This is a genomic window from Polynucleobacter sp. UK-FUSCHL-C3 (genome assembly GCF_040409815.1).
Taxonomy (GTDB): domain Bacteria; phylum Pseudomonadota; class Gammaproteobacteria; order Burkholderiales; family Burkholderiaceae; genus Polynucleobacter.
Genome location: NZ_CP099959.1, coordinates 451,435 through 477,776, shown reverse-complemented (window position 1 = coordinate 477,776; position 26,342 = coordinate 451,435). Strand labels below are relative to the sequence as shown.

Genomic DNA, 26,342 nt, shown 5'->3' with positions numbered 1-26,342 from the left:
TTTTGTATACAAATTACTACTTTGCTCACTAAACTAGCATCTCTATCAAAACTACTTCTATCTTAGCGCCAACTTGAGAACACTATCCTACCTATCGATTTTAGGGCTGAGCCTTATTTTGGGGGCCTGCGCCACCCCCACCCCCACTCCAATTACCCAAGAAGGTTCGGCCTCTACCAAATTAGAAGAGGTATCAGAACCTCCTGTTGATCCAAAAACAGAGGCAAACTACCAAGAGCAGTTACGGGCATTAATCGCCGAGGTCTCCAAAAGTCACTCAATTCCTCTAGAAAGCCTTGAACTGGGCTTTCGGGATAGCAAAAACTTAAGCCAGATTAAGAAACTCGTTGCCCCTCCTCCGGTCACTTTTCAGAAGAATTGGCGGGTTTATCGCAGTCGTTTTGTGGAACCCGTTCGGATTAAGGCAGGCCTCACCTTTATTGAACAAAACCGTTCAGCCTTAGTGGCAGCAGAGCAAGAAAGTGGGGTGCCCTATCAGGTCATTGCAGCCATTATTGGTGTTGAAACAATCTATGGCCGCCAAATGGGTAACTTTAGAGTGAAAGATGTCCTAACGAGCCTTTCCTTTGACTACCCAGAGGCTCCAAACCGACCTGCTCGTCAGGCCTTATTTAGGGATCAATTAAAAGATTTGATTGCCCTATGTTGGCGAGATGCGAATCGCAAACAAGAAGGCTTTAACCGCTGTCTTAATCAAAGTAGCTCCTACGCCGGTGCCATTGGCCTTCCACAATTTATGCCGGGCAGTATCTTGCAATTTGCTAAGGATGGCGATAACAACGGAATTATTGATTTGCGTAAAAGTAATAGAGATGCAATCTTTAGCGTAGCCAACTTTCTTAAAGTACATGGTTGGCAGGCTGGTATGCCAATCTACTTTCCTACCATAATCAATGAGCAGACGCGGCCCAAGATTATGGAGCTGGCGGATGGTCAACCCATTGCTAAATTAACGGTCAACCAGTTAATAGAGTTAGGCATCCTAGACCCTAAGCAAGGCGATCTTCTTCAAGGTGGGGTTGAATCCAACAGTAAGGCTCTTATTGTTGATCTTCCATCCCCTGGCAATAGACAGGATCCTGAAGTGGAATATGTCGTGGGTCTTGCCAACTTCTTGAGTATCGTCAACTACAACCGTAGCTATTTTTATGCACAGAGTGTTGCGGAGTTTGCAGAGTCGCTTGGCTATAGCAATAAAAGCGTCTTCCCCGTTCAGGAGCAAGGCACTCAAAAGCGAGCAAAGGAGCAGCAAAAGCCTAAGAAACAGGAAAAGAAAGTGAAAAAGCTTAAGAAGACTGAGAATCCTGCAAACTGAATTTATGCAGGAAATACGCCTGTCGATAAATAACGATCACCGCGATCACACACAATAAAGACAATCGTTGCGTTCTCAACTGTTCGTGCGACACGCAATGCAATCACCAATGCGCCAGCTGCTGAGATTCCACAGAAAATCCCTTCCTCTTTAGCCATGCGACGTGCCATCTCTTCAGCTTCAGCCTGGGTCACATACTCAATACGATCTACCCGCTCCCCTTGATAGATTTTAGGAAGATATGCTGGTGCCCATTTACGAATCCCCGGAATTTGGGAACCATCCTCCGGCTGCCCACCAATAATTTGTATCTCGGGATTCATTGACTTTAGGTAAGTGGAGACCCCAGTAATGGTTCCCGTCGTTCCCATCGCCGACACAAAATGAGTGATTTGCCCATGTGTATCACGCCAGATCTCGGGGCCGGTGGTTTCAATATGAGCGCGGGGATTATCTGTATTAGCAAATTGATCCAGAAGTTTGCCGCGCCCTTCTTTTTGCAATTGCTCGGCATAATCACGGGCTAACTCCATGCCTCCAGAACTAGAGGTCAAAATTAACTCGGCCCCATAAGCCGCCATACTCTGCCTACGCTCTAGACTTTGATTCTCAGGCATGACCAAAATAATTTTGTAACCTAACATTGCGCCAACCATGGCGATTGCAATGCCTGTATTACCACTGGTGGCCTCAATTAAGGTATCGCCAGGCTTAATATCACCGCGCTCTTGTGCATGCAAGATCATTGAAAGTGCGGGGCGGTCTTTCACCGACCCCGCAGGATTATTACCTTCTAATTTGCCCAGAATGATATTGCCACGGCGCTCATTCTCCATTCCTGGAATACGCTGTAAGCGAACCAAGGGTGTATTCCCAATGGTTTGAGAAATAGTTGGATATAGGGAATGAGCAGGGTTTGATTGAGTCATAAACCCATTTTAGCCACAAGCAAATAAATCGGTAAATTTACTCAAAACCGTTTACGCGTACTCGGCTTCTCGGTCTCAGTCTGAGGCGCTTTAGCTTGGCTCTTGGAACTTCTCCGGTTTGATCGTGACTCTGTACGCGCATTACTTTTGGTCTCACGATACCCGCTCTGTCCCTCAATCTTTAAACCATTCTCCATCAGCTTACCAACCGATCGCTCACCAATGCCGCGCACCCGTGAATGCAAATCATAGGAATCATAAAAGACGCCACCCTTCTCTCGCTCCGCAATTATTGCTTTGGCCTTTGATGGCCCTAAACCACGAATACTTTCGAGCTCTGACTGGCTAGCAGTGTTCACATTAATAGGACTTGAATGCGCATAGTTCATACAAAGTGGCGCAGCAAGCGCTAACGCAATCATCCAAATAGCTGATTTTTTGGATAAGCTATTTTTAGATGTATTGATAAGTGCTGATAAACCCATATTTTCTCCTTGAGTGTTAACGAAATTCCCATGACAAAAAGACATGGTCTTCCTCAACGCTAGGAAATAGATTGTGTTGACTAAAAAAAGGGTTTAGAGAGGATTAGCCAAAAAATCAGAATTCGCTGACAGCCAAGCGATGTATCGGCTGACACCCTCCTCAACATTTAGGAAGTCTGCTGCATAACCCGCAGTCCGCAATTGAGTAAGGTCGGCCTGGGTAAAACATTGATACTTACCGCGTAAGTCATCCGGGAATGGAATGTACTGAATCAGACCCGCTTTTACTAACTCTGTTAAAGGTAATGCATTCTCACCTTTTAATTTACGCATTGTATTGACAGTAGCAATGGCTACATCATTAAAGGGTTGCGCTCTTCCCGTTCCTAAATTAAAGATACCGCTCTTCTCAGGATGATCAAGAAAGAACATATTGACCTTTACGACATCCTCAACTGAGACAAAGTCTCGAGCCTGCTGACCTGCTGCATAACCTCCATACTCACCAAAGAGTTTTACAGTTTGATTGGTCTTAAATTGGTGATAGTGATGAAATGCTACGGAAGCCATGCGACCCTTGTGAGATTCACGTGGGCCATAGACATTGAAATACCGAAAACCAACAACTTGGGCGGTTGGCGCTCTCTCAGCAAAACGAGCACGCATATACTGATCAAATAAAAATTTAGAGTAGCCGTAAATATTCAAAGGCTTCTCATGTTGTCGTTGCTCCACAAAAACATCCGATCCGCCATAGGTTGCCGCAGATGAGGCATATAAAAATGGAACTTTTTGTGTAGTGCAAATCTCATATAGATTGACGGAGTACTGATAATTGTTATTCATCATAAAAACACCATCCGTTTCCATGGTGTCAGAACAGGCCCCCTCATGAAAGACTGCCTTTATCTTCCCAAACCAGCCCTCATCAAATCCTTCTAAGAAATCGTTTTTGTCGATGTAATCAGCAATATCAAGATCAGCTAAATTTCGATATTTATCAGCAGGACGCAAATCGTCAACAGCGATAATATTTTTTTCGCCACGAGCATTCAGTGCCCGCACAATATTTGCGCCTACAAAACCAGCTGCGCCAGTTACGATATATGTCACTGAAGCTCCTCTGCGGAAACGGTTGCTGTACCCAGCTTACCCACCACTATACCGCCTGCACGATTTGCTAATGCCATCGCACGCTCAAGTGGCCAACCGGCTGCCATAGCTACTGCCAGGGTAGCGATCACGGTATCTCCAGCACCCGAGACATCAAATACCTCACGCGCCTGAGCGCGAACATGTTCCGTACCCTTTTCGGTAAAGAGAGTCATGCCCTCTTCCGAGCGGGTCAATAGCAATGCACTAAGCTCTAGTTCTTGACGCAAGGACTGAGCCCTTTTTGTAAGATCAGCCTCATCACTCCATTGCCCAATCACCTGACGCAACTCACTCCGATTGGGAGTTAAAACCGTAGCGCCTTTGTATTTGCTATAAGCATCACCCTTGGGATCGACTAAAACTAGTTTCTTATTCGCCTTCGCAAGAGCAATCATGGCGGACACTTGCTCTAATGCGCCTTTGCCATAATCAGACAAAATGACGACATCTACTTGGGGCAGCAAACTCTCAAAACGTTTTAGCTTCTCATCCAAGGAGTTTTGACTGGGCGTCTCTTCAAAGTCGAGACGAATGAGCTGCTGCTGTCTAGCAATTACTCGCAGCTTAACTGTAGTGGGTACCATACTATCAGCTTGTAATTGACTTTGGACACCACTTTCTTGGAGTAACTGCTCAACCCGCTTACCAGCCTCATCTTGACCAATAACACCGAGGATCGTGGTTTTCGCACCCAAGGCAGAGGCATTGCGAGCCACGTTGGCAGCACCGCCTAAACGTTCATCAATTTTTGCGACCTGGACCACTGGCACCGGGGCTTCGGGTGAGATGCGTCCAGTATCTCCAAACCAATAACGATCTAGCATGACATCACCCACCACTAGCAAGCGCGCCTTACTAAATTGATTGCGATCGGCTTTTTCTATAGTCAATTTGAGCTCTTTACCTATTAAACACTCTAATTATGCCGACCAATACCTTGATACTCAAAACCGAGCTCTTTCATAGTTTGGGGCTCATATAAATTACGTCCATCAAAAATGATAGGGGTTTTCATCTTCTGTTTTAGTATCTCAAAATCAGGGCTTCTAAACGCTTTCCACTCGGTCACAATAATCAGAGCGCTAGCTTGGTCCAGAGCATCTTCTGGAGCCTTTACCATCTTTACTTGATCCAAAAACTTAGGGTGCGACTTAAAGTCAAGCTCCAGACAGCGCTGCGCCTCTGGCATGGCTACAGGATCGTGCGCCAAAATATTAGCGCCTCGCTTGACCAATTCGGAAATAATTAGGCGACTGGGTGCCTCACGCATATCATCGGTATTCGGTTTAAATGCCAAACCCCAAAGAGCAAATTGGTGGCCCTTTAGGTTCTCCCCGAATCGCTTAACGATCTTCTCAATCAGGATCGTTTTTTGAGCTTGATTCACAGACTCAACAGCTTCCAGAATCTTTAGATCACGTCCATATTGGTGTGCAGTTTGAGAAAGTGCCGAAACATCCTTCGGAAAACAAGAGCCGCCATATCCTGTGCCTGCATATAAAAAACCATAACCAATGCGAGAGTCTGAACCAATCCCTTGGCGAACTGCCTCAATATCAGCGCCAACTTCATCTGCCAAATTGGCTAACTCATTCATAAATGAGATTCGGGTAGCTAGCATGGCATTGGCTGCATACTTTGTTAACTCTGCACTTTTTACATCCATGTAATAAGTACGCTCATGATGACGATTGAAGGGCGCATAGAGCTTGCGCATCATTTCCTTGGCCCGTAATCCCGCTGGATCTGCATTGGTGCCAATCACGATACGATCAGGGCGCATAAAGTCTTCGACTGCAGCCCCCTCTTTTAAAAACTCAGGATTTGAAACCACTGAACACAAAGCAGGATCAAGATTTCGTATCTTAAGCTCTTCTTGTATAGCAGTGGTTACCTTTTCTGCAGTACCAACCGGCACAGTAGATTTATCCACAATAACCTTTGGGCTAGTCATGTGCTTACCAATATTACGAGCGGCAGCGATCACATATTGCAAATCAGCAGAACCATCTTCATCGGGGGGTGTGCCTACCGCAATAAATTGGATATCGCCATGCGCTACTGCGGCCGCTACATCGGTAGAAAACTGAATACGTCCCGCAGCACGATTACGGGCGATCATCTCTTGCAGACCAGGCTCATAAATGGGGACGCCGCCAGAGTTCAAGATATCAATCTTTTTTTGATCAATATCTAAACAAAAAATCGTATTACCAAGCTCTGCTAAGCAAGCTCCAGTAACAAGCCCCACGTATCCGCTTCCAACAATCGTTACCCTCAATTAAGCTCCTTAAAATCCTCGTGAATTTATTCCTTAACTACCGCTTATTATTCCTAACAATTTTGAATCATTTCTTACATAGACGGGCCACTTGGTACAGCGCCTTCACTCCGCCTTGGAGAATACGCTTCCCAATGATTGCAGCCTGGGCACTGCCAATAAAAACGTCGAGCTCTAAAGCCACAATTGCCGCAGGTATAACGCGCTAGGGCTGTCGTGCGCTGTTTGAGTAAACCCAAGGTGGATTTCAAATCAGCGACTCGGCTTTCGGGCCCAGAGACCTCGGCAAGTACTAAGCGCGTCTCTGCTAATTTTGAGAGTGCGCTCAAGGTAGGTGAATGTTGCATCACCTCTACTAGCATTTTCTCAGCGGCTTGTGCGCCACGTATTTGCATAACATGCCTATGCGCAATATCTAACAACTCTCCAATAGCTTGGGTCTTTAATAGAGCCAACAATTGGTCTAAGCCTGTATCGGCCTGACTCACTGCAGAATGTGCAGCCATCCAGCGATCAGCCACTAAATGCATAAAAGCAGGACTCTCTTTGGCAACAACCCCCCAAACCTCGATAGCCTGTAATGGACGCTCCATTGCCAGAAAGTAATCGCCTTGCAAAATAAGAGCGCGGGCTTGATTCGGGATCGCTTGTAAGGCATGGTTAATACTTGTTTCAGCCTCTGCCATGTCTTTACGTCTTAAGGCTTCCTGTGCGATCTCGCAGTAAAACTGGGCAATCTCTAGTTGATGGCTTTTGTCTTGCAAACCTTGGAGTTCTGTAGCCGCAATGATTGCTTTTTTCCAATCCTTCTCAACCTGATACATCTCCAACAAACTCTCTTTTGCTGGAATGGCATATTTACCCTGCCCCACCTGATTTAAAGACGCCTCTGCGCGATCCAATAGACCTGCACGTAAGAAGTCTCGGCCTAACTCATAGGCCGCATGATCCCGATCACGCGGCTTAATATCATCACGATTTGCTAAATGTTGATGTACCCGAATTGCACGTTCGGTCTCGCCACGGCGGCGAAACAAATTGCCTAGCGAGAAGTGCAAATCGACTGTCTCTGGATCAAGTTGTGCGACCTTGACCAAAGTTTCAATGGCCTGATCCGGCTGCTCATTGAGCAAAAGGTTTAAACCTTTAAAGGTGGAACGCTGTTGCTTTAAGCGCTCGCGCTCATCTTGACGCGCCTCTAAACGCAAATCCCAGCGCGAAGCAATCCAACCCAAACCAAAAAAGATAGGTATTAGGAGTAACCAACCGGTTTCTATTTGAATCATGTTCAGTGGCTTTTAGAAAAGAACTTATTTTTAGATCTGTAGCAGACCTGCCACCGCGGGACTAGGCACCCGAACTCCCTTTGTCTGTAACTAATTTTTGATTAAGTGGTTTGTAATCCACTCGCTCACGTAGCTCTTTACCTGGCTTGAAATGAGGTACCCGCTTTTCAGGTATTAATACTTTCTCACCGGACTTGGGATTGCGCCCCGTACGAGCAGGACGATGGTGCAGAACAAAACTACCAACGCCACGTAACTCAATACGCTTACCTTCAGCCAATGCTTGGGTCATGGTGTCGAGTAATGTTTTGACGGCCAACTCAACGTCACGAGGCAAGAGTTGCGGAAACTGCTCCGCTAAACTCTCGACTAACTCGGAACGGGTAATGGCTTGATGCTCTTGATCTGACATAGTCTAATCAGTCCGCCACTCTAAGAGTGGCGGAATCACCTTAGCTTTGGTTATCCATTTTCGCTTTTAACAAGGCACCTAAATTCGTTGTACCAGAGCCAGCATCACTCTGTAACTTATTCATCGTATCTTGTTGATCAGCGCTATCTTTTGCCTTAATCGACAAATTAATAGCGCGTGACTTGCGATCAATATTGATAATCATGGCAGACACAGTATCACCCTCTTTAAGGGCATTACGCGCATCTTCCACACGATCCGTTGAGATCTCAGAAGCGCGGAGATAACCTTCTACCTCATCCGCCAAATGAATCACTGCACCCTTTGCATCCACACTCTTCACAGTACCAGAGACTAGGCTACCCTTGTCGCTAGTTGATGTGTAATTATTGAAGGGGTCGCCTGACATCTGTTTAATGCCAAGAGAAATGCGCTCTTTCTCAACATCAATAGCCAAGACCACTGCCTCGAGCTCATCGCCCTTCTTAAACGCTTTAACAGCCTCTTCGCCTGGCTCGTTCCAAGACAGGTCAGATAAATGAACCAGGCCATCAATACCGCCAGGCAAACCAATGAAAACACCAAAATCAGTAATCGATTTAATGGCGCCCTTAATTTTGTCGCCCTTTTGATGGCTGCGTGAGAACTCTTCCCAAGGATTGGCTTTGCATTGCTTGATACCCAAGCTAATACGACGCTTGTCTTCATCAATATCCAAGACCATCACCTCAACTTCGGTCCCCAAAGAAACAGCTTTACTTGGAGCAACGTTCTTATTGGTCCAATCCATTTCAGAAACGTGCACCAAACCTTCAATGCCGCTTTCGATTTCAACGAATGCGCCGTAATCAGTGAGGTTGGTTACCTTACCAAAGAGACGTGTGTTGGGTGGGTAACGGCGTGCAATACCAACCCATGGGTCATCGCCTAATTGCTTAATACCCAAGGAAACACGATTCTTCTCTTGATCAAACTTCAAAATCTTGGCGGTCACTTCTTGGCCAACGGTCAACATCTCACTGGGGTGACGCACGCGACGCCATGCCAAATCGGTAATGTGCAAGAGTCCATCGATACCACCAAGGTCTACGAATGCGCCGTAATCGGTAATATTTTTGATGGTGCCTTGAACAACGCTACCCTCTTGGAGGTTAGACATCATCTTGGCGCGCTCTTCGCCTTGGCTAGCTTCTACAACAGCACGACGAGAGAGGACAACGTTATTACGCTTACGATCTAATTTAATGACCTTGAACTCCATGGTCTTACCTTCATAAGGACTGGTGTCCTTAATGGGGCGAGTATCGACCAAAGATCCTGGGAGGAACGCACGGATACCGTTAACCATAACGGTCAGGCCGCCCTTCACTTTGCCAGTAACAGTACCGGTCACGATCTCTGCGCCTTCAAGCGCTTTCTCAAGGTTCATCCATGAGGCCAAACGCTTGGCTTTATCACGAGAAAGGATGGTATCGCCGTAACCATTTTCTAGCGCATCGATTGCGACAGAAACGAAATCACCAGGATTTACTTCGAGCTCGCCCTGGTCATTTTGGAATTCTTCAACAGGAATAAATGCTTCGGACTTTAGTCCCGCATTCACAACGACAAAATTATGATCAATACGAACGACTTCGGCCGAGATAACCTGGCCGGTTTTCATATTGGATCGGGTTAGGGATTCTTCAAATAATGCTGCAAACGATTCAGACATGAGTTTCACTTTTTGTGCCGTCAAAAAAACCGACGGGTTAAATTAATAAAACCTTAGAAGGCGGGTATAAACCGTAGATGCCAACTAAAGCGCCAAAACAACAACTAGTGATGCAATTTTGCATACCAGTTTAAAACCTGCGTAACTGCCTGATCGACCGATAAATCCGAGGTATCCAGCAAATATGCCCCTTCCACGCGCTGGAGGGGCGCAGTGCCGCGATTGATATCGCGGGCGTCGCGCTCCTGCAAATCCTGCAAAAGGACATTCATTCTAGCAGAAATTCCCTTAGCGATCAATTGCTTATATCGACGCTCCGCTCTGGCTTGTACGCTAGCTGTCAAATAGACCTTTAAAACCGCATCGGTAAAGATCCGGCTGGCCATATCGCGGCCATCGGCCACCAAGCCGGGGTTTTGTCTAAATTCCCTCTGAAGGGTCAATAAAGCGTCCCTAACCTTGGGGTAAATAGCCAGCCGCGATGCTCTAGTCCCTATTTTTTCCTCCCGAATAAGCTTAGTAACATCCTTACCGTTCAGAAAAATCTTATTGTCCTTAAAAATAACCTGCATACGGGACGCAATAGCCCCCAAACCCGACTCATCGTCTACTGAAATACCGGCCTCTTCACTTGCGAAAGCAACTAGACGATAGAGCGCCCCACTATCTAAGTAATGAAAACTCAGTTGGTCAGCCACACGCATCGCTACGGTTCCTTTACCCGAAGCAGTAGGGCCATCAATGGCAATAACTGGGGGTGGATTACTCGCTGTTCTCATGGAAGTCAATTAATACGTAATACTGGCTAGCTCAGAGAAATAGTGGGGGAAGGTTTTAGCAACGCAATGAGGATCATTAATTTGAATTTGCTTGGGACCAAATGCGCACAATGAAAAGCACATGGCCATACGATGATCATCGTAGGTATCAATTCCATTGACCGGTGATTGCCAATCTTGCTGACCCAAGGGATGAATCTCAATAAAGTCGGGGCCCTCAATAACTTGGGTTCCTAATTTTCGCAACTCCTTTGCCATCGCTGCAATGCGGTCGGTTTCTTTAACACGCCAACTCGCAATCTTTTCTAGACGGGTTTTGCCTTTGGCAAAGAGTGCCATCACTGCCAGTGTCATCGCAGCATCCGGTATAGCAGTGCAATCGATGGTGATGCCATTTAACTGGCCATGACGAACGCCACTAGTTTGTAAATAATGGTCGCCGCGCTCAACCACAGCACCCATTTTTTCAATCGCATCTGCAAAGGCAATGTCACCTTGAATGCTGGTCTTACCCACTCCTAAAATACGTACCGGTCCTTGTCCTAAAACTCCGGCCGCCAAGAAATAGGATGCTGATGAGGCATCGCCCTCAACATACAAAGTCTGTGGGCTGGTATAGACAGCACCCGCCTCAGTGGGAGCAATCACAAAGGTATTTCCATCTGGACAGCTCACCTCAACACCAAAACGTGCCATAAGCTTCGTAGTGATATCAATGTATGGTCGAGAAATTAATTCTCCGAGCACCTCAATCCGAACTGCTTTGCGAGCTATTAATGGAAGCGCCATCAATAAGGCTGTTAAGAATTGGCTCGATACATCACCCCTAACCTGAATCGCCTCCGGAATGCTAATCACACTCTGATGAATCAACAACGGCGGATACCCCACTTCTTTTTCGTAATCAATTTGTGCACCCACTTGCCGCAGCCCATCAACCAAATCACCAATTGGGCGCTCATGCATTCGGGGTACGCCCGATAAACGGTAATTGCCCTGCTGCATTACTAATGCTGCAGTTAATGGACGTATTACGGTCCCAGCATTACCCATGAATAAATCAGTTTCTTTATTTGGAAATAACCCACCACATCCGTTCACAATGCAATCAAGACCATGATCTTCAAGCTGGACACCAAGTTGACGTAAGGCCTTGCGCATCACCTGCGTATCATCGGCATCCAGTAATTGCTTAAGGGTTGTGGTTCCTTTGGCAAGAGCGGCTAGCAATAGAACACGATTTGAAATACTTTTAGAGCCCGGTAAGGTAATCTGACCTTTTGCCCCCTGAAATGGTCCAATCTGAATTGCTGGACTGGCCATTAAGACGCATCCCACTTTTGTCGTGCCTGACTTGCCTTTTGAAAAACCTTTTCAAGACCAGCTGCGTCTTCTTTAGCAATCATCTCGCGCAAACGTCCAGTCACACTCAAGTATTGGTCGAGTTCTTTGAGGATTGCTTGCTTATTCGCAATACAGATATCGCGCCACATCTCTGGGCTCGATGCAGCAATCCGTGTGAAATCTCTAAACCCCGCGCCCGCATGCCCAAGCTTTTGTTCCGCATCCTCCGAATTAAGCACGCTTGCCATCAAAGCATAGGAGAGGATATGGGGTAAATGAGAGACCGCAGCATAGATCGCATCATGCTGTACTGCTGATATCCGTTTAGTATTTGAACCCAGTACTTTCCAAAACTCTTCTACCAGAGCGACATCGGCTGCGCTATTTTCTTGAAACTGACAAATGATTGTTTGTTTTCCTTGAAATAAATCAGCGCGAGCTGCAGCAGCACCGTGCTGCGCTCCTCCCGCGATCGGATGTGCAGGAACAAATTGACAGACTTTTTTACCTAAGACTTCTTTGGCAGCCAAAATTACATCGCTCTTGGTACTGCCTGCATCTGTAATTAAGGTGTTGGATCCCAAATGGGGCTCTAATTGAGTAAAGATTGCTCGCATTTGTGCAACCGGTACGCACAAGACGATCCATTGTGAAGATTGCACAGCTTCGGCTAAATCAGCCACCCGATCAATAGCGCCCATCTTTTTGGCTTGATCTAAATTGGCGCTACTTCGCCCCACACCAATGACTTCGCGCACGACCCCCGCCCCTTTGAGCGCTAATCCTAATGATGCGCCTATTAAGCCGACACCAACAATACTCACAACACCAAACTGATTTGTGCTCATGCCAGCACCTTCTCATCTTTGAGGATTTGAGAAAAGGCTTCCAAGAAGGCCGCGTTCTCTTCTGGTAATCCAATCGAAATCCTAAGCCATTGAGGCAAACCATAATTAGCAACTGGTCTCACGATCACGCCACGCTTAAGTAACTCTTGATTAACTCGTGCGCCGGCCTGATCATCATTGCCTACTTTGACGAGAACAAAATTACCCGCTGATGGAATAAATGCGAGTTTCATCTGCTCAAATGCCTTTGTTAATTGCGCATAGCCAGCTCTATTCAGCTCATAGCCCTTCAATAAGAACGCTTCATCTTGCAATGCCGCAATGGCTGCAGCTTGAGCTAAGCTATTCACATTAAACGGTTGACGAATCCGATTGAGCAAATCAGTGAGAGCAGGTTGAGCAATGCCATAACCAATGCGTAGGCCAGCTAATCCATAAGCCTTTGAAAAACTTCGCGATACCATCAAATTAGGGTGAGCGCGAACCCAAGCAATGGCGTCATAGCGCTGTTCAGGAGATAAGTACTCGTTGTAGGCTTCATCCAAAACGATCACAACATTTTCAGGGACTTGGGTAATAAATGCTTGAATAGCATCAGGCTGTAAATAGCTGCCGGTTGGATTATTGGGATTCGCAATAAATACCAACTTAACTTGATCGCCTAAAGACCGAATGACCTTTAACATCGCTGGCAGATCATGGCCATAGTTGGCATCCGCAGAAACTTCAATAGCCTTTGCGCCAATAGCCTGAGTGGCCAAGGGATAGACCGCAAAAGCATGTCGAGAGAACACCACTGCATCTCCTGCATCCGCAACAGCTCGAGCGGTAAGCTCAAGGATGTCGTTACTACCATTACCGAGCGTAATCCAATCCTCTGGAACTGCAAGGCGCTTCGATAGAACTTGCTTTAACTCAAAGCCGTTGGAGTCTGGGTAGCGCCCTAGATCACTGGCCGCCTTCATCATCGCCTGTTTAGCCGATTCGGGCATCCCAAGAGGATTTTCATTGGAGGCCAACTTCACAATCTTGCTCTCGTCTAAGCCATATTGACGGGCAACCTCGCTAATGGGCCTGCCACCTACATAAGGAGCAATTGCTTGCACATGGTCTAAACCAATTTTCTTTGCCATTGAATTCAGTTGTACGTAATAAGGATGGGCCTAGTTTTTAGCTCTCGGGTAAGAGCCAAGCTTTTTATAGAACGCTGCGATTGTTTTTAACTCTTCAATAGCTTTGGCTACTTTTACATCGTCCGCATGGCCTTCAATATCGATATAAAAGTGATACTCCCAAGAGCCCTTGCGAGCTGGTCTTGACTCAAAGCGGGTCATCGAGACGCCATGTTTAGCTAATGGGCCTAGCAAATGATGAACAGCGCCAGGTTGATTTGAGACCGACAACACCAAAGAGGTTTGATCTTGACCGCAGGGTTGGCAAGCATATTGGCCTATCACTACGAAGCGAGTGCGATTATTTGGATCATCCTGAATTTGCGCAGCAATACTTTGTAGCCCATAAGCAATTTGAGCAGGATCCCCGGCAATAGCTGCAATACTTGTATCAACACTTGCCATACGAGCAGCTTCTGCATTGCTACTAACCGCTTGGCGTTGTAAGTGAGGGACATGCACACTCAACCATTGCTGACACTGGGCTAATGCTTGCGCGTGAGCACAGACCGTCTTGATACCATCCAAACTTCCGGTCTTGCTTAATAGGTGATGACGAATCGGCAATACCACCTCGCCGCTAATTTGTAGTGGGCTCTCCAACAGCAAGTCGAGAGTGCGGGAGATGGCACCCTCGCTAGAGTTCTCCACTGGCACTACCCCAAAATTTGCAGCGCCCTTCTCAACCGATTTAAAAACTTCATCCAAACTAACGCACGGTAAGCCTTGGACAGATTGACCAAAATACTGGTGCGCCGCCAGCTCTGAAAAGGTGCCTACGGGTCCTAAATAGGCAACTGTTTGTCTTGATTCCAACGCTCTGCACGCAGACATAATCTCACGCCAAATCGAAGCAATCCCATCTGCCAGCAAAGGCCCTGAATTTTTCTGGAGGACATTCTGAATGACTTGATTCTCACGCTCGGGTCTAAAAATGGGAGCCGAGGATTCATTTTTAATATGCCCGACCTCTTGAGCTGCCTTAGCTCTTTTAGTCAAAAGCTCCAAGAGTTGAGTATCAATCTCATCAATCTTGGCTCGCAAGGGAGTTAAACGTTGTTCATCCTTTGACATTAGGCCCGCCTCTCAAATTCCTGCATGAACGCCAGCAAGGCTTCCACTCCAGCAATAGGCATCGCGTTGTAGATGCTCGCACGCATGCCACCTGCGGCTTTGTGCCCTCGCAGGGCAGCCAATCCTGCCTCATTGGACTGTGCCAAAAACTCTGCATTCAAACCTTCATCTTTCAGAAAAAAAGTGACATTCGTTCTAGATCGGCAATTTTTATCAACGCGACTCTCATAAAGAGAGCTTTGATCAATAAAGTCATACAACAAAGATGATTTGACCTGACTGCGGCGTTCCATCTCTTTAATTCCGCCCTGACGCTTAATCCACTTAAATACTAAGCCTGAAACGTAAATTGGGAAAGTGGGTGGGGTATTAAACATCGACTGATTAGCAACTTCCTTGGCCCAATCCCAAATCGATGGGGTGATTGCCATGGCATGACCGATCAAGTCTTTGCGAACAATGACAATCGTTACTCCTGCAGGTCCAATATTCTTTTGGGCGCCAGCAAATAAGACTCCACATTGGCGCACATCCATTTTTTTTGAGAGGATATTACTAGAAATGTCAGCAACCAAGGGGGCTGTGCCAACATCCGGAAAGTGTGCAAACTCAACGCCGCCAATCGTTTCATTGGCACAAATATGAACGTAGGCGGCATCCTTAGACAATTGCCAAGTACTTCGCTCAGGAATGCTTCTGAAGTGACCATTAAGGGATGTGGCCGCAACATGGGCTTCCCCATATTTTTGGGCCTCCTTCACTGATTTTTCAGACCAAATCCCTGTCACAATAAAATCAGCCTTGGGCTTTTTGGCAAGCGGCATCAGATTCATGGGAATGGCAGCATTCTGACCAATACCACCGCCTTGCAATAACAAAATCTCGTAATCGTCGGGGATGGACATTAGCTCACGGAGATCGGCGAGCGTTTCTTCATAAACCGCCATGAACTCTTTGCTGCGATGGCTGATCTCCATCACGCTCGTACCAAGTCCATGCCAATTAAGTAACTCATCAGCAGTCTGTTGCAAGACCTCCTCTGGCAAGGTTGCTGGACCCGCTGCGAAGTTATAAATGCGGCGGTCAAAGCTCATGATAGTTTACGGTTTAGGATCGATGAGCTTAGGCATCGCCTGCCGGTGGTTCTGAATCTTTCTCAGACTGCTCATCACCAAGCTCATCATCATCGGAGTCGCTTTCAGCAATCCGCTGCAGACCAGATAAATGTGTTCCTTCATCGACATTGATTAAGGTAACCCCTTGCGTGGATCTGCCCATCTCCCGAATCTCAGAGACGCGGGTTCTAACCAGAACGCCACCGGTGGTAATCAACATGATCTGATCTTCGGGTGAGACTAATGCTGCAGCAACAACTTTGCCATTACGCTCGCTAGTCTGAATCGCAATCATCCCCTTCGTGCCACGACCATGACGAGTGTATTCAGCAATTGGCGTACGCTTACCAAAACCATTCTCGGTCGCGGTTAAGACGCTGCTCGGGGCAGCATCACTCACAGCATCATCCGCACTCACTGGCGTGCCCTCTGCAATCTCTGCAGGCGCAACTAGCATCGCAATCACTTCCTGACCTTCGGCCAAGTTCATGCCACGAACACCGCGTGCTGTTCGACCCATCGGACGGACATCATTCTCATCAAAGCGTACTGCCTTACCGGCATCGGAGAACAACATCACATCATGCTTGCCATCCGTAATTGCTGCACCGACTAAGAAATCGCCTTCATCCAAATCAACAGCGATGATGCCGGCTTTACGAGGATTGGAGAAATCCGATAAACGGGTTTTCTTAACCGTGCCGCGTCGGGTTGACATGAAAACATATTGATCATCCTGATAGCCTTTGATAGGCAATATGACCGTAATCTTCTCGCCCTCAATCAAGGGGAACATATTAACAATCGGCTTACCTCTAGAAGTTCGGCTGCCTTGCGGCACCTCCCAAACTTTTAACCAATACATCCGACCGCGATCGGAGAAGCAAAGAATGGTGTCGTGCGTATTCGCAACAAACAAGGTATCGATCCAATCCTCATCTTTGGTTGTGGCTGCTTGCTTGCCGCGCCCACCGCGTTTTTGAGCACGGTACTCGCTTAAGGGTTGGCTCTTCATATAGCCAGCATGCGACAAGGTCACCACCATATCCGTTGGGGTAATGAGATCTTCTGTGAAAAGCTCTGTTGCGTTCATCTCGATATATGAACGACGACCTGTATCACCACCCGCCTGACCAAACTCGTCCTGCACTTCCTTCAACTCCGCCTCGATGACCTTGGTCACTCGATCTGGTTTAGCCAAAAGATCTAAGAGATCAGCAATCTGATCCATCACCTCTTTGTACTCAGCAACAATCTTGTCTTGCTCTAACCCTGTTAAGCGTTGCAAGCGCATTTGCAAAATCTCTTGAGCCTGTCCATCCGAAAGACGATAGAGCCCACTGTCTTGCATACCGTACTCTGGCAACAAACCCTCGGGTCGGAATGCATTGCGTCCACCAGGTGCCTCGCCCTCAGCTCTTGCGAGCATCTCACGCACCAAAGAAGAGTCCCACGCTTGTGCCATGAGCTCTTGTTTAGCTTCAACTGGATTAGCGGCAGCTTTGATGATGCCAATAAAGCGATCAATATTAGCTAAGGCAACAGCAAGACCTTCCAAAACGTGTCCGCGCTCACGCGCCTTACGCAGTTCAAAGATCGTCCGTCTGGTAATCACTTCACGGCGATGTGCCAAGAAATATTCCAGCATTTGCTTTAAGTTGAGTAAGCGTGGTTGGTTATCCACCAAGGCCACCATATTCATCCCAAAGTTATCTTGGAGTTGCGTGCTCTTATATAAATTGTTGAGCACTACCTCGGGCACCTCACCGCGCTTGAGTTCTATGACTACGCGCATTCCTGATTTATCTGACTCATCACGCAGATCAGAAATACCCTCAATCTTTTTATCATTGACAAGCTCGGCAATCCGCTCGAGTAAGTTTTTCTTATTAACCTGATAAGGCAACTCATCGACAATAATTGCCTGGCGTTGGCCTTTGTCCATATCTTCAAAATGGGTCTTGGCGCGCATAACTACTCTGCCCCGCCCAGTTCGATAGCCCTCTCGCACTCCCTGAACGCCGTATATGATTCCGGCAGTTGGAAAATCGGGAGCTGGCACAATTTCAATTAACTCATCAACTGTGCACTCAGGGTTATGGAGCACATGTAGACAAGCCCTGATAACCTCATCTAGATTATGAGGCGGGATATTGGTCGCCATTCCCACGGCAATACCAGAGGATCCATTAATCAATAAGTTAGGTACTTTGGCGGGGAGAATCAGGGGTTCTTTTTCGCTACCGTCGTAATTGGGGCCAAAATCAACGGTTTCTTTATCCAAATCGGCTAATAGCTCATGAGCTATCTTGCGAAGACGAATCTCGGTATAACGCATTGCTGCCGCGTTGTCCCCATCAACTGACCCAAAGTTACCCTGACCGTCTACCAGCATGTAGCGTAGGGAGAAATCCTGAGCCATCCGGACGATCGTGTCATAAACGGCAGTATCCCCGTGGGGATGGTATTTACCGATTACGTCACCCACAATACGGGCCGATTTCTTAAAAGCCCGATTCCAATCGTTGTTTAATTCATACATTGCAAACAAAACCCTACGATGAACGGGTTTTAACCCGTCCCTCACGTCTGGTAAGGCTCGGCCGACGATAACGCTCATGGCGTAGTCCAGATAGGACCGCCGCATTTCGTCTTCTAGGGATATCGGGAGAGTTTCTTTAGCGGCTTGTTCCATCTCGAAATAATATCATTTCGCCGGCACAGAACCTGTGCTAACATTCTGATAGTTGGTACCTATTTTAATATTGATGCTTTAAGCTTTTATGAGCTTTTATGAGCTTTTATGAGCTTTTAGGCATTTAGTCTGCATTAACTTATTTAAATGTTTTTTGAGGATAAAAAATGAACAAAACCCTAAAACTGATGCTCGCAGCATTGATTACTATTTCTGCTGGTTCAGTCATGGCTCAGCCAAAGAATGTTGACAACTGGGTCAACTCAGCCGGAACTCCTTGGAGAAACGGCGACGGCACATTGTGCTGGCGTGATGCTGCTTGGACCCCTGCTACTGCTGCTGCTAATTGCGACGGCTGGCTTGCTCCAAAACCTGCGGCTGCCGCTAAGCCAGCTGCTAGCAAAGTAGCTCAAAAGAAAATTACCCTCCAAGCCGACACATTGTTTGACTTTGATAAGTCGACCTTGAAATCAGAGGGAATTGCTACTCTCAATAAGGTTGCTCAAGATATTACTAAGATGAAGCTTGAGGTAGTGATTATTGTTGGTTACACCGACAGTGTTGGTTCCGATGCATATAACATTGCCCTAGGTCAACGCCGTGCAAACGCCGTGAAGTCTTTCCTCACCAATGCTGGTGGTGTTGAGGCAACTCGCGTTTACACCGAGAGCAAAGGTAAAGCTGATCCTGTAGCTAGTAACGCTACTGCAGAAGGTCGTGCTAAGAACCGCCGTGCTGTGATCGAAGTAGTTGGTACACAGCCAGTTAAGTAATCTGTCTCTTAAGACTTTAAAAGCCCGGTTCGCCGGGCTTTTTTATTGGTTCTTTTGTATAGTGGTGGTTTCCTGCCGATAAGTGATTTAAGCCATGAGTAATGTAGACCAAAGCGAGATTGATAAATTTAGCGCCCTAGCCCATCGCTGGTGGGATCCTACAAGTGAGTTCAAACCTCTTCATGCTATCAATCCCCTCCGCTTAGGCTGGATTGAGTCGATCACTGCACTGTCTGGTAAAAAAGTATTAGATGTTGGCTGTGGCGGGGGTATCTTAGCTGAATCTCTATCCAAAGCCGGTGGCATCGTTACAGGAATAGATTTATCGGCAAAGGCTTTAAAGGTGGCTGAACTGCATCAATTAGAAAGCGGCACATCTGTTCGTTATCGCTCAATTGCAGCGGAGGATTTAGCCAAAGAAGAGCCTGAGCAATATGATGTAGTGACCTGCATGGAAATGTTAGAGCACGTTCCAGATCCAAGCTCAGTCGTTCAAGCATGTGCCTCTCTTTGTAAGCCCGGTGGAAATATTTTCTTTTCTACTCTGAACCGCAACCCTAAGTCGTATTTATTTGCCATTATTGGAGCGGAGTACATCCTGAAGCTATTGCCCAAGGGAACACATGAGTACGATAAATTTATCAAGCCATCAGAATTAGCAAACTTCACAAGGCAAGCAGGTCTTGAGCTAAATGATATCAAGGGTATGACCTATAACCCAATTACCCAGATCTATCGACTAGGCAGCGATACGGATGTGAACTATATGATTGCTACACGCAAACCATAGCCATGCCTTCTCTTGCTTCATTCGAGGGGGTCTTCTTTGATCTGGATGGCACCTTAGCCGACACTGCTCCTGATCTGGTGGCTGCGGCAAACCGCTTATTAATTGCTAAGAACAAGTTACCGATGCCCTATGAGACTCTGCGACCCATGGCATCTGCGGGCGCCAGAGGATTGATCCAAAAAAGTTTTGGGATCAATAAAGATCATCCGGAGTTTATTGCTTTGCGAGATCAATTTTTAAGCTTCTACGAGGAAGCTCTCTTGGTTCATAGCAAGCTTTACGAGGGCATGGAAGAATTACTGCAAAGGCTCGAAGATGAAAAGCTTCCATGGGGTATTGTGACCAATAAACAAGAACGTTTTACCGTTCCACTCACCGAGCAAATGGGCCTCATGCAGCGAGCGCATTGTGTCGTTTCTGGTGATACCACCCCTTTCTCCAAGCCCCATCCGGAACCCATTTTGCATGCCGCTAAGCTAGCTAAAGTTGACCCCAAAAAGGCACTCTATGTAGGTGACGATATTAGAGATATTGTATCGGGCAAGGCAGCTGGGATGCATACCGCTGCAGCCTTGTATGGCTATTGTGGCTGTGACGAACCCCCTCACCAATGGGGGGCTGACTACCAAATTCAGCATCCTTGGGAACTTCAGCAAATCATCTTTGCAAAATAAGGTGTGCAATTTAAGTCCAAACGACTTAAAATTGTGACCCCAATGCAAGGAATTCCGGGGTCGACATGGTTTCGACGTGGATTACAAAGCATCAAGGGCATACCGAGGACCCGTTATCTCGTAAATCAATGGGAATGCAATAACTGCTAACGACGAACGTTACGCACTAGCCGCTTAATTGCGGCTGCCCCTGAACTGATTCTCTCTTGGGTCAGGTAGCGAAAGCTACATCAGGGTCATATACAAGAGATAAGGTCATCTCGAGTCACGAGGGATGATTCGAAAATCTAGTGAATCGCTAATGCAAAGCGTGTCGATTCGCGTTGCACTGGTTAAATCAAATAATTAGACTAAGTATGTAGAACTTGTTGTAGAGTGTTTGCGGACGCGGGTTCGATTCCCGCCGACTCCACCATTTTTTAGATCAACCCTTTTGCTAGGATTATCTCCTTTCGACTATCGCGCAGAGCGATCAGTCATTTTTCCATCAAAACATGGCTTCCATTTCTTTACGAACGCGATAGGCGTCGGTTGTTTTATCAATGGCGACATCGTCCCAACAAAGGCTTTGACCCTTTTTAACTGGTCGCACCACTTTCACTTGATGCGCCAAGCCTAAAGGCAGTCCACCCATTTGTGATGATTTTTTAGCTGGCAAGAGTTTGCCCCAAACCGTATATCCACCCTCTCCATCTAATACATCTCCAGGATTTAGATCGCGCTTGGCAGTAGCAACCACGTCAGCATTCCAGCAATAAGGAACTCCAGTAGCTTCTTTTCGAAGAGCAACGCTAGCTACCGACATACCGACTTCTAGACCAATTAAGTGCCAACGCTTATAGAGCGTAAAGTAACGCCCGCTGGGGTCAGTATGTGCTTTATATTCTTCAAAACAATTTTTGATGTATTCGGTTTCAGCCTCAACTGTGACCCAGATGCCCATGCGAATGTCATAAGGGATTGTTCTGCCATCTTTTTCAAGGGATGAAATTACTTCTACCATTCCCTTTTGTTCAAGGTGCCCGCCTTCACTCATAGGTCTTGTGACAACTGGGATATCTTCAACGCTAGCAGGAGGGTAGAGCAAACCATTGCTTGGTACGAGTAGCCCCGTTGCATTGGCAACCGCGGTCGATTCGATAGAGGGTTTAGAGCCATCCAAAAAGCTATTAAACATTTTTGGGTTTAATCCACCTCGTACCGCTTGCTCAGGGCTAAGACCGTAATGATTCCATACTGTATCTGGAGTGGAATCAGCATAATGCGGCAACCACTTATGGCCACGCCCTGCTGCGACCACTGGGAATCCACAGGTACGCGCCCAATCCACTAAATCACAAATTAAGGCAGGCTGATCACCAAATGCTAGGGAATAAATCACATTGGCCTCTTTGGCCTTTTTTGCTAATAGCGGTCCACAAAATGCATCAGCCTCTACGGTGACATTCACCACATGTTTACCTTGGGAGAAAGCTTTTAAACAATGTTCGACTGCAGCAATGGGGTTGCCAGTACATTCCACAATTACATCAATCTGTGGTGCATTAACTAATTTTGTCCAATCGTCTGTAATAAAGCAGCTTTTTTCCTGAACTGCCATCTCAATCGATTTAGCCTGAATCCGGTTCATATCCCATCCAACCCGCTTTAAATTGGTTCTAGCAGCATCTGGGGATAAATCAGCAATTCCAACTAAATGGACCCCTGGGGTTCTGGGTATTTGTGCCAGATACATGGCGCCAAATTTACCGGCTCCAATCAGACCAATCCGAACAGGTTTCTGACTGATTTCGCGTTCTTGTAACTGTTGATAAAGGCTCATGAAATTTAGTTATATCGCTGTTAATCGGTTATGTTGATAGTCATCAATCGCTTGCTCAATCTCTTCACGGGTGTTCATCACAAACGGTCCGTGTTGAACAATGGGTTCATGAAGGGGTTTTGCGGCCAACACAATCGCCTTTGCTCCCTGCTCTGAGGCGGTAATGTTTAATTGATCACCCTCACTCAAAATAATTGCTGATTGTTTGGGTAAGGCCTGTAAGGCTGAGCCGATCTTCAGATCGCCCTCGTAGATATAGATGAAAGCGTTATGGGTAATGGGTATTGAATGAGAAAAAGACTCTTGAGCGTGTAGGTGAATATCAAAAAAGAGTGGTTCGGTACTTAAACCATAAATAGGACCACGAATAACTTCCCCGCGCAGATTGCGATACTCACCAGCGATCACTTTGATAAGGCCTCCGCCTGGAAGAGTGCTGCGAGGAATCGCATCCTCTTGAATGTCCTGATAGCCGGCTGGCTTCATTTTTTCTTTAGCGGGTAAATTAATCCACAGTTGAAAGCCGCGCATTGCACCACTTTCTTGCTGTGGCATCTCTGAATGAATAATGCCTCGACCAGCGGTCATCCATTGGACGCCGCCTGTTTTTAAATGCCCCCGATTGACCAAATGATCTTCATGCAACATATGGCCCTCGAGCATATAGGTCACGGTCTCAAAACCGCGATGGGGGTGCGGCGGAAAGCCAGCTACATAATCATTCGGATCATTGGATGAGAACTCATCCAACATCAAAAAGGGATCCAAGCGTTGGCGATCTTGCCCACCCAAACTTCGGCGCAGACGTACTCCTGCGCCATCCGATGTAAGGACCCCAGGAATAATGCGCGTAATTTCTCGATTCATAATTTAAGAGCTTAGTGGGTGGTCTTCGGGATGAATATCTAATGCGATTAAGAAACGAGAGACCATATTGTAGCTAGCGATTACGCCCACTAACTCTACTAAGGCAGTGCTTCCTAATACGTTTAAAAGTCGCTCCATTAATGCGGGATCAACTTTAATGTGACGGGTCATTTGCAAGGTTAACTCCAGGACATCATTTTCTAAATCACTAAAACAGTCTGGGTTAAATGTTTTTTGGCCAAGGTGGCGCATAGCATCCACTTGCTCTTGCGTCCCTCCTGCTTTTAGAAACGGTGGCGCATGGTGAAAGAATTCATATTCGGCACCATTCAGAATCGCGACGCCACACATACCAAGCTCTCTTAATTTAGGATCTAAAGATAGCTTCTCTCGAACATTGCCGATGAAGACATTCCAGCCCCTGGCAAACGGTTCGCTATGCAACAACATGCGATCAAGGTTAATAAACTGACCGCCACGCCGCTTTCTGATCTCAGCGACCAGATCAGCGGGTTCTGATAAATCAAGGGGTTGATACGGTATTAAGCGGGAATTTGACATGATTGTAGGGGTTCGATGTTTTTCTTTCCCTCTAGTTTAGCGACAAACTTGATTAATAATACGGCTTATGAACGATTTAACGAACAAGCCCAAGTCGCTACCTATCCTAAATATTGCTGGGTATCAGTTTGTTCGCTTAGATCAATTAGAGTCTTTGCGGGAGTCTTTACAAGAATCCGCCCTTCTTCATCAACTCAAGGGGACCATTCTTCTTGCCGAAGAAGGTATTAATTTATTTCTGGCAGGTCTAGAAAGCGATATTCAAGATTTCCTAAAAACTCTTCGAGCAGATCCTCGACTGCGAACTTTTACAACAAAAGATAGCTGGTCGTCATCCCAGCCTTTTCGTAAGTTGCTGATCAAGATAAAGAAAGAGATTATTCGGATGAATCATCCGACAATCACCCCAGAAAAAGGTAGGGCAAAATTTATTGCTCCTGAGAAGTTAAAGCAATGGCTTGACCAAGGGCATGATGATTTAGGACGACCCGTAGTCATGATTGATACACGCAATAGCTTTGAAGTGGAATATGGCAGCTTTGACAATGCCATGCATTTCAATATCAATAAATTTAGTGAGTTTCCGGAGGCGATTGAATCGCATCTTTTGGAACTTGCTGATAAGACCTTAGTAAGCTTTTGTACGGGCGGGATTCGTTGCGAGAAATCTGGCTTATACCTGCGAGAGCGTGGCTTAGAGCATAGCTACCAATTGGATGGCGGCATTCTCCAATACTTCGAAGATATTGGCTCCGCACACTACCAAGGAGACTGCTTTGTCTTTGATGAGCGCGAAACTCTAGAGCCAACCCTGGCAGCCAAGCCGCAAGGTCGACTCAAACCTAAAAAAACGAATCCCTAATCAGATTTACCGACTAAGTTGAAGTGCTCTACAGCTGGGGGCTGGATAAAAAATGGTCCGACAATGCTACGCCATTCTGTAAATGCTGGTGACCCCCGAAAATCAACCATATGATTTTCTAATGTGTCCCAGTAGATCATCAAAAGATAGCGGTTGGGGGACTCAATACTGTGGTTTACTTTAAAACCCCGAAATCCCTTGGCTGGGGCAATAGCTGTTCGTACTCCTCGAACAATAGCCTCATCAAACTCGGCTTGTTTGCTTTCCTCTATACGTATGTCAACGACCTCTAAAATCATCTGGCTTCCTTTTCAAATCTTTACTAGAAACATCAATTATCATCGATTTATCACCGATTTAATACAAGGATGACTATTTTCTGTATGCAAGCAAAACCAAGAATTGTCGTTTTGGGCGACTATGAGCATTGCCTCCAACGCTTTGCAGATTGGTCATCCATTGCCGAGCGTTCGCAACTTAGCTTTCACCACGAACCTCTTTCTGGAGAGGACTTATATGAAGTGGTCAAGGATGCAGAGGTAATTGCCTTGGTTCGAGATCGCTCTCCCTTTAATTCTGAACTGATTGCTCGCCTCCCTAAGCTCCAATTATTTTTATTTACGGGTGCTCGAAACAATCTTCTAGACCATCAAGTACTGATTAATCGGGGGATTCCGATAGCGTGCACGTCTGGAGGTCCGTCAAAAGAAACAACTGCTGAACTCACATGGGCGCTGATCCTCGCCGCTACTAAAAATATCGTTGATCAAACTCAATTACTACAGCAAGGTCAATGGCGCAATTCTGACTCTGTCTTACCGATGTTAAGCGGTCAACGCCTTGGCATTATTGGTCTTGGCGCCATTGGCGGCATTGTTGCCAAGGTAGGAGCAGCATTTGGCATGGATGTTGTTTGCTGGAGCCCTAATATGACCCCGGAGAGAGCTAAAGCTGCTCATTGCGAATTCGTTCCACTTGACACTCTTTTGCAAACCTCAAAAGTGGTTAGTCTTCATTTAGTAGTAGGTCCAAATACAAAAGATCTCATAAATAAAGAACGGCTACAACTTATGCGAGCAGATTCTGTGTTGGTGAATACGGCGCGTTCTGCATTAATTGTTACTGCTGATTTAATGGAAGCTCTGAAGATGGGTCGCCCCGGTAAGGCAGCCCTAGATGTGTTCGATATAGAGCCCATTCCACAGGACTCTCCCTTGCGACATACTCCAAATCTACTCATGAGCCCTCACCTCGGTTTTATCGCAGAGCCCATCTTTAGCAGTTTTGCAAAAGGTATGGTTGACTCACTTACAGCATGGCTTGATGGCAAACCCATCCCCTTACCTTTTAAATAAATATTCTCCATAA

Annotated in this window: 24 protein-coding genes, 1 other RNA gene and 1 pseudogene; 7 read left to right on the top strand and 19 right to left on the bottom strand. The window is 46.5% G+C overall.

All coding sequences use genetic code 11. The features are described 5' to 3' along the window. Positions 1-73: 73 nt before the first annotated feature. Positions 74-1,336 carry a lytic murein transglycosylase gene (locus NKE59_RS02275; RefSeq protein WP_353439297.1) on the top strand — a complete coding sequence of 421 codons (1,263 nt, stop codon included), beginning with the start codon at positions 74-76 and terminating at the stop codon, positions 1,334-1,336. A 2-nt stretch (positions 1,337-1,338) separates the two neighbouring features. On the opposite strand, the gene cysM is transcribed toward NKE59_RS02275, so the two are convergent. From cysM to gyrA, 15 genes and pseudogenes are all read right to left on the bottom strand, one after another. After that, a complete protein-coding gene (gene cysM, locus NKE59_RS02270; RefSeq protein WP_353439295.1) occupies positions 1,339-2,265 on the bottom strand; it encodes a cysteine synthase CysM in 927 nt (308 codons plus the stop codon). Positions 2,266-2,306: 41 nt separating this feature from the next. Beyond that, the gene (locus NKE59_RS02265) at positions 2,307-2,750 is read right to left on the bottom strand and encodes a helix-hairpin-helix domain-containing protein (protein WP_353439294.1); all 444 of its coding nucleotides are present in this window, start codon (positions 2,748-2,750) and stop codon (positions 2,307-2,309) included. Positions 2,751-2,843: 93 nt separating this feature from the next. Continuing rightward, positions 2,844-3,863: an ADP-glyceromanno-heptose 6-epimerase gene (gene rfaD, locus NKE59_RS02260; protein ID WP_353439293.1), complete on the bottom strand. Its 1,020-nt coding sequence runs from the start codon at positions 3,861-3,863 to the stop codon at positions 2,844-2,846. After that, the gene (gene rfaE1 / locus NKE59_RS02255; protein WP_353439885.1) at positions 3,860-4,789 is read right to left on the bottom strand and encodes a D-glycero-beta-D-manno-heptose-7-phosphate kinase; all 930 of its coding nucleotides are present in this window, start codon (positions 4,787-4,789) and stop codon (positions 3,860-3,862) included. The genes rfaD and rfaE1 overlap by 4 nt, the downstream gene beginning before the upstream one ends. Positions 4,790-4,821: 32 nt before the next feature. Then, positions 4,822-6,186 (bottom strand): UDP-glucose/GDP-mannose dehydrogenase family protein, encoded by a 1,365-nt coding sequence (locus tag NKE59_RS02250; protein ID WP_353439292.1) that lies wholly within the window; start codon positions 6,184-6,186, stop codon positions 4,822-4,824. Between the two features lie 74 nt (positions 6,187-6,260). Then, the gene (gene lapB, locus NKE59_RS02245; protein WP_353439291.1) at positions 6,261-7,472 is read right to left on the bottom strand and encodes a lipopolysaccharide assembly protein LapB; all 1,212 of its coding nucleotides are present in this window, start codon (positions 7,470-7,472) and stop codon (positions 6,261-6,263) included. Between the two features lie 115 nt (positions 7,473-7,587). Then, a pseudogene (locus NKE59_RS02240) lies at positions 7,588-7,884 on the bottom strand (integration host factor subunit beta); the annotation flags it as partial. Positions 7,885-7,924: 40 nt separating this feature from the next. Next, the gene (gene rpsA / locus NKE59_RS02235) at positions 7,925-9,598 is read right to left on the bottom strand and encodes a 30S ribosomal protein S1 (RefSeq protein ID WP_353439290.1); all 1,674 of its coding nucleotides are present in this window, start codon (positions 9,596-9,598) and stop codon (positions 7,925-7,927) included. 104 nt (positions 9,599-9,702) lie between these two features. Beyond that, on the bottom strand, positions 9,703-10,377 hold the full coding sequence (cmk, locus tag NKE59_RS02230) for a (d)CMP kinase (protein ID WP_353439288.1): 675 nt from the start codon (positions 10,375-10,377) through the stop codon (positions 9,703-9,705). A 9-nt stretch (positions 10,378-10,386) separates the two neighbouring features. Then, entirely contained in the window at positions 10,387-11,700 is a 1,314-nt protein-coding gene (gene aroA / locus NKE59_RS02225) for a 3-phosphoshikimate 1-carboxyvinyltransferase (protein ID WP_353439287.1), read from the bottom strand. Further along, positions 11,700-12,569: a prephenate dehydrogenase/arogenate dehydrogenase family protein gene (locus NKE59_RS02220; protein ID WP_353439286.1), complete on the bottom strand. Its 870-nt coding sequence runs from the start codon at positions 12,567-12,569 to the stop codon at positions 11,700-11,702. The genes aroA and NKE59_RS02220 overlap by 1 nt, the downstream gene beginning before the upstream one ends. Next, entirely contained in the window at positions 12,566-13,702 is a 1,137-nt protein-coding gene (hisC, locus tag NKE59_RS02215) for a histidinol-phosphate transaminase (RefSeq protein WP_353439285.1), read from the bottom strand. The genes NKE59_RS02220 and hisC overlap by 4 nt, the downstream gene beginning before the upstream one ends. 30 nt (positions 13,703-13,732) lie before the next feature. Continuing rightward, entirely contained in the window at positions 13,733-14,815 is a 1,083-nt protein-coding gene (gene pheA, locus NKE59_RS02210; RefSeq protein WP_353439283.1) for a prephenate dehydratase, read from the bottom strand. After that, on the bottom strand, positions 14,815-15,909 hold the full coding sequence (gene serC, locus NKE59_RS02205; RefSeq protein ID WP_353439282.1) for a 3-phosphoserine/phosphohydroxythreonine transaminase: 1,095 nt from the start codon (positions 15,907-15,909) through the stop codon (positions 14,815-14,817). The genes pheA and serC overlap by 1 nt, the downstream gene beginning before the upstream one ends. Before the next feature lie 28 nt (positions 15,910-15,937). Beyond that, positions 15,938-18,625: a DNA gyrase subunit A gene (gene gyrA / locus NKE59_RS02200; RefSeq protein WP_353439281.1), complete on the bottom strand. Its 2,688-nt coding sequence runs from the start codon at positions 18,623-18,625 to the stop codon at positions 15,938-15,940. Positions 18,626-18,792: 167 nt separating this feature from the next. On the opposite strand from gyrA, the gene ompA reads away from it, so the two are divergent. The 4 genes from ompA (at position 18,793) to ssrA (ending at position 21,277) form a co-directional block, all read left to right on the top strand. Next, complete coding sequence (gene ompA / locus NKE59_RS02195) at positions 18,793-19,398, top strand: outer membrane protein OmpA (protein WP_353439280.1); 606 nt, start codon at positions 18,793-18,795, stop codon at positions 19,396-19,398. A gap of 94 nt (positions 19,399-19,492) precedes the next feature. Then, positions 19,493-20,188, top strand: a complete 696-nt coding sequence (ubiG, locus tag NKE59_RS02190; protein ID WP_353439279.1) for a bifunctional 2-polyprenyl-6-hydroxyphenol methylase/3-demethylubiquinol 3-O-methyltransferase UbiG — start codon at positions 19,493-19,495, stop codon at positions 20,186-20,188. A 2-nt stretch (positions 20,189-20,190) separates the two neighbouring features. Continuing rightward, positions 20,191-20,862 (top strand): HAD-IA family hydrolase, encoded by a 672-nt coding sequence (locus NKE59_RS02185; RefSeq protein WP_353439278.1) that lies wholly within the window; start codon positions 20,191-20,193, stop codon positions 20,860-20,862. A gap of 56 nt (positions 20,863-20,918) precedes the next feature. After that, positions 20,919-21,277, top strand: a transfer-messenger RNA (tmRNA) gene (ssrA, locus tag NKE59_RS02180). Positions 21,278-21,349: 72 nt separating this feature from the next. Here ssrA and NKE59_RS02175 read toward each other — a convergent pair. Genes NKE59_RS02175 through NKE59_RS02165 form a run of 3 tightly spaced genes read right to left on the bottom strand, consistent with a single transcriptional unit; the run spans position 21,350 to position 24,112 of the window. Beyond that, positions 21,350-22,684, bottom strand: a complete 1,335-nt coding sequence (locus NKE59_RS02175) for a Gfo/Idh/MocA family oxidoreductase (protein WP_353439277.1) — start codon at positions 22,682-22,684, stop codon at positions 21,350-21,352. Positions 22,685-22,693: 9 nt separating this feature from the next. Beyond that, a complete protein-coding gene (locus NKE59_RS02170) occupies positions 22,694-23,551 on the bottom strand; it encodes a pirin family protein (protein ID WP_353439276.1) in 858 nt (285 codons plus the stop codon). Positions 23,552-23,554: 3 nt separating this feature from the next. Then, positions 23,555-24,112, bottom strand: coding sequence for a carboxymuconolactone decarboxylase family protein (locus NKE59_RS02165; RefSeq protein ID WP_353439275.1), 558 nt, complete (start codon positions 24,110-24,112; stop codon positions 23,555-23,557). A gap of 67 nt (positions 24,113-24,179) precedes the next feature. Between NKE59_RS02165 and NKE59_RS02160 the strand changes: the two genes are divergently transcribed. Beyond that, the gene (locus tag NKE59_RS02160) at positions 24,180-24,974 is read left to right on the top strand and encodes a sulfurtransferase (protein ID WP_353439273.1); all 795 of its coding nucleotides are present in this window, start codon (positions 24,180-24,182) and stop codon (positions 24,972-24,974) included. Here the strand turns inward: NKE59_RS02160 and NKE59_RS02155 are convergent. Next, positions 24,971-25,273: an antibiotic biosynthesis monooxygenase family protein gene (locus tag NKE59_RS02155; RefSeq protein WP_353439272.1), complete on the bottom strand. Its 303-nt coding sequence runs from the start codon at positions 25,271-25,273 to the stop codon at positions 24,971-24,973. The genes NKE59_RS02160 and NKE59_RS02155 overlap by 4 nt on opposite strands. An 84-nt stretch (positions 25,274-25,357) precedes the next feature. On the opposite strand from NKE59_RS02155, the gene NKE59_RS02150 reads away from it, so the two are divergent. Continuing rightward, entirely contained in the window at positions 25,358-26,329 is a 972-nt protein-coding gene (locus tag NKE59_RS02150) for a D-2-hydroxyacid dehydrogenase family protein (protein WP_353439271.1), read from the top strand. Positions 26,330-26,342: the final 13 nt, after the last annotated feature.

Coding starts and splice junctions, on each gene's coding strand:
- NKE59_RS02185 (WP_353439278.1), top strand. CDS start 20,191: ATGCCTTCTCTTGCTTCATTCGAGGGGGTCTTCTTTGATCTGGATGGC.
- ompA (WP_353439280.1), top strand. CDS start 18,793: ATGAACAAAACCCTAAAACTGATGCTCGCAGCATTGATTACTATTTCT.
- NKE59_RS02165 (WP_353439275.1), bottom strand. CDS start 24,112: ATGTCAAATTCCCGCTTAATACCGTATCAACCCCTTGATTTATCAGAA.
- NKE59_RS02155 (WP_353439272.1), bottom strand. CDS start 25,273: ATGATTTTAGAGGTCGTTGACATACGTATAGAGGAAAGCAAACAAGCC.
- hisC (WP_353439285.1), bottom strand. CDS start 13,702: ATGGCAAAGAAAATTGGTTTAGACCATGTGCAAGCAATTGCTCCTTAT.
- NKE59_RS02220 (WP_353439286.1), bottom strand. CDS start 12,569: ATGAGCACAAATCAGTTTGGTGTTGTGAGTATTGTTGGTGTCGGCTTA.
- NKE59_RS02160 (WP_353439273.1), top strand. CDS start 24,180: ATGAACGATTTAACGAACAAGCCCAAGTCGCTACCTATCCTAAATATT.
- ubiG (WP_353439279.1), top strand. CDS start 19,493: ATGAGTAATGTAGACCAAAGCGAGATTGATAAATTTAGCGCCCTAGCC.
- NKE59_RS02150 (WP_353439271.1), top strand. CDS start 25,358: ATGCAAGCAAAACCAAGAATTGTCGTTTTGGGCGACTATGAGCATTGC.
- lapB (WP_353439291.1), bottom strand. CDS start 7,472: ATGATTCAAATAGAAACCGGTTGGTTACTCCTAATACCTATCTTTTTT.
- cmk (WP_353439288.1), bottom strand. CDS start 10,377: ATGAGAACAGCGAGTAATCCACCCCCAGTTATTGCCATTGATGGCCCT.
- NKE59_RS02175 (WP_353439277.1), bottom strand. CDS start 22,684: ATGAGCCTTTATCAACAGTTACAAGAACGCGAAATCAGTCAGAAACCT.
- serC (WP_353439282.1), bottom strand. CDS start 15,909: ATGAGCTTTGACCGCCGCATTTATAACTTCGCAGCGGGTCCAGCAACC.
- NKE59_RS02265 (WP_353439294.1), bottom strand. CDS start 2,750: ATGGGTTTATCAGCACTTATCAATACATCTAAAAATAGCTTATCCAAA.
- gyrA (WP_353439281.1), bottom strand. CDS start 18,625: ATGGAACAAGCCGCTAAAGAAACTCTCCCGATATCCCTAGAAGACGAA.
- aroA (WP_353439287.1), bottom strand. CDS start 11,700: ATGGCCAGTCCAGCAATTCAGATTGGACCATTTCAGGGGGCAAAAGGT.
- pheA (WP_353439283.1), bottom strand. CDS start 14,815: ATGTCAAAGGATGAACAACGTTTAACTCCCTTGCGAGCCAAGATTGAT.
- cysM (WP_353439295.1), bottom strand. CDS start 2,265: ATGACTCAATCAAACCCTGCTCATTCCCTATATCCAACTATTTCTCAA.
- rpsA (WP_353439290.1), bottom strand. CDS start 9,598: ATGTCTGAATCGTTTGCAGCATTATTTGAAGAATCCCTAACCCGATCC.
- NKE59_RS02170 (WP_353439276.1), bottom strand. CDS start 23,551: ATGAATCGAGAAATTACGCGCATTATTCCTGGGGTCCTTACATCGGAT.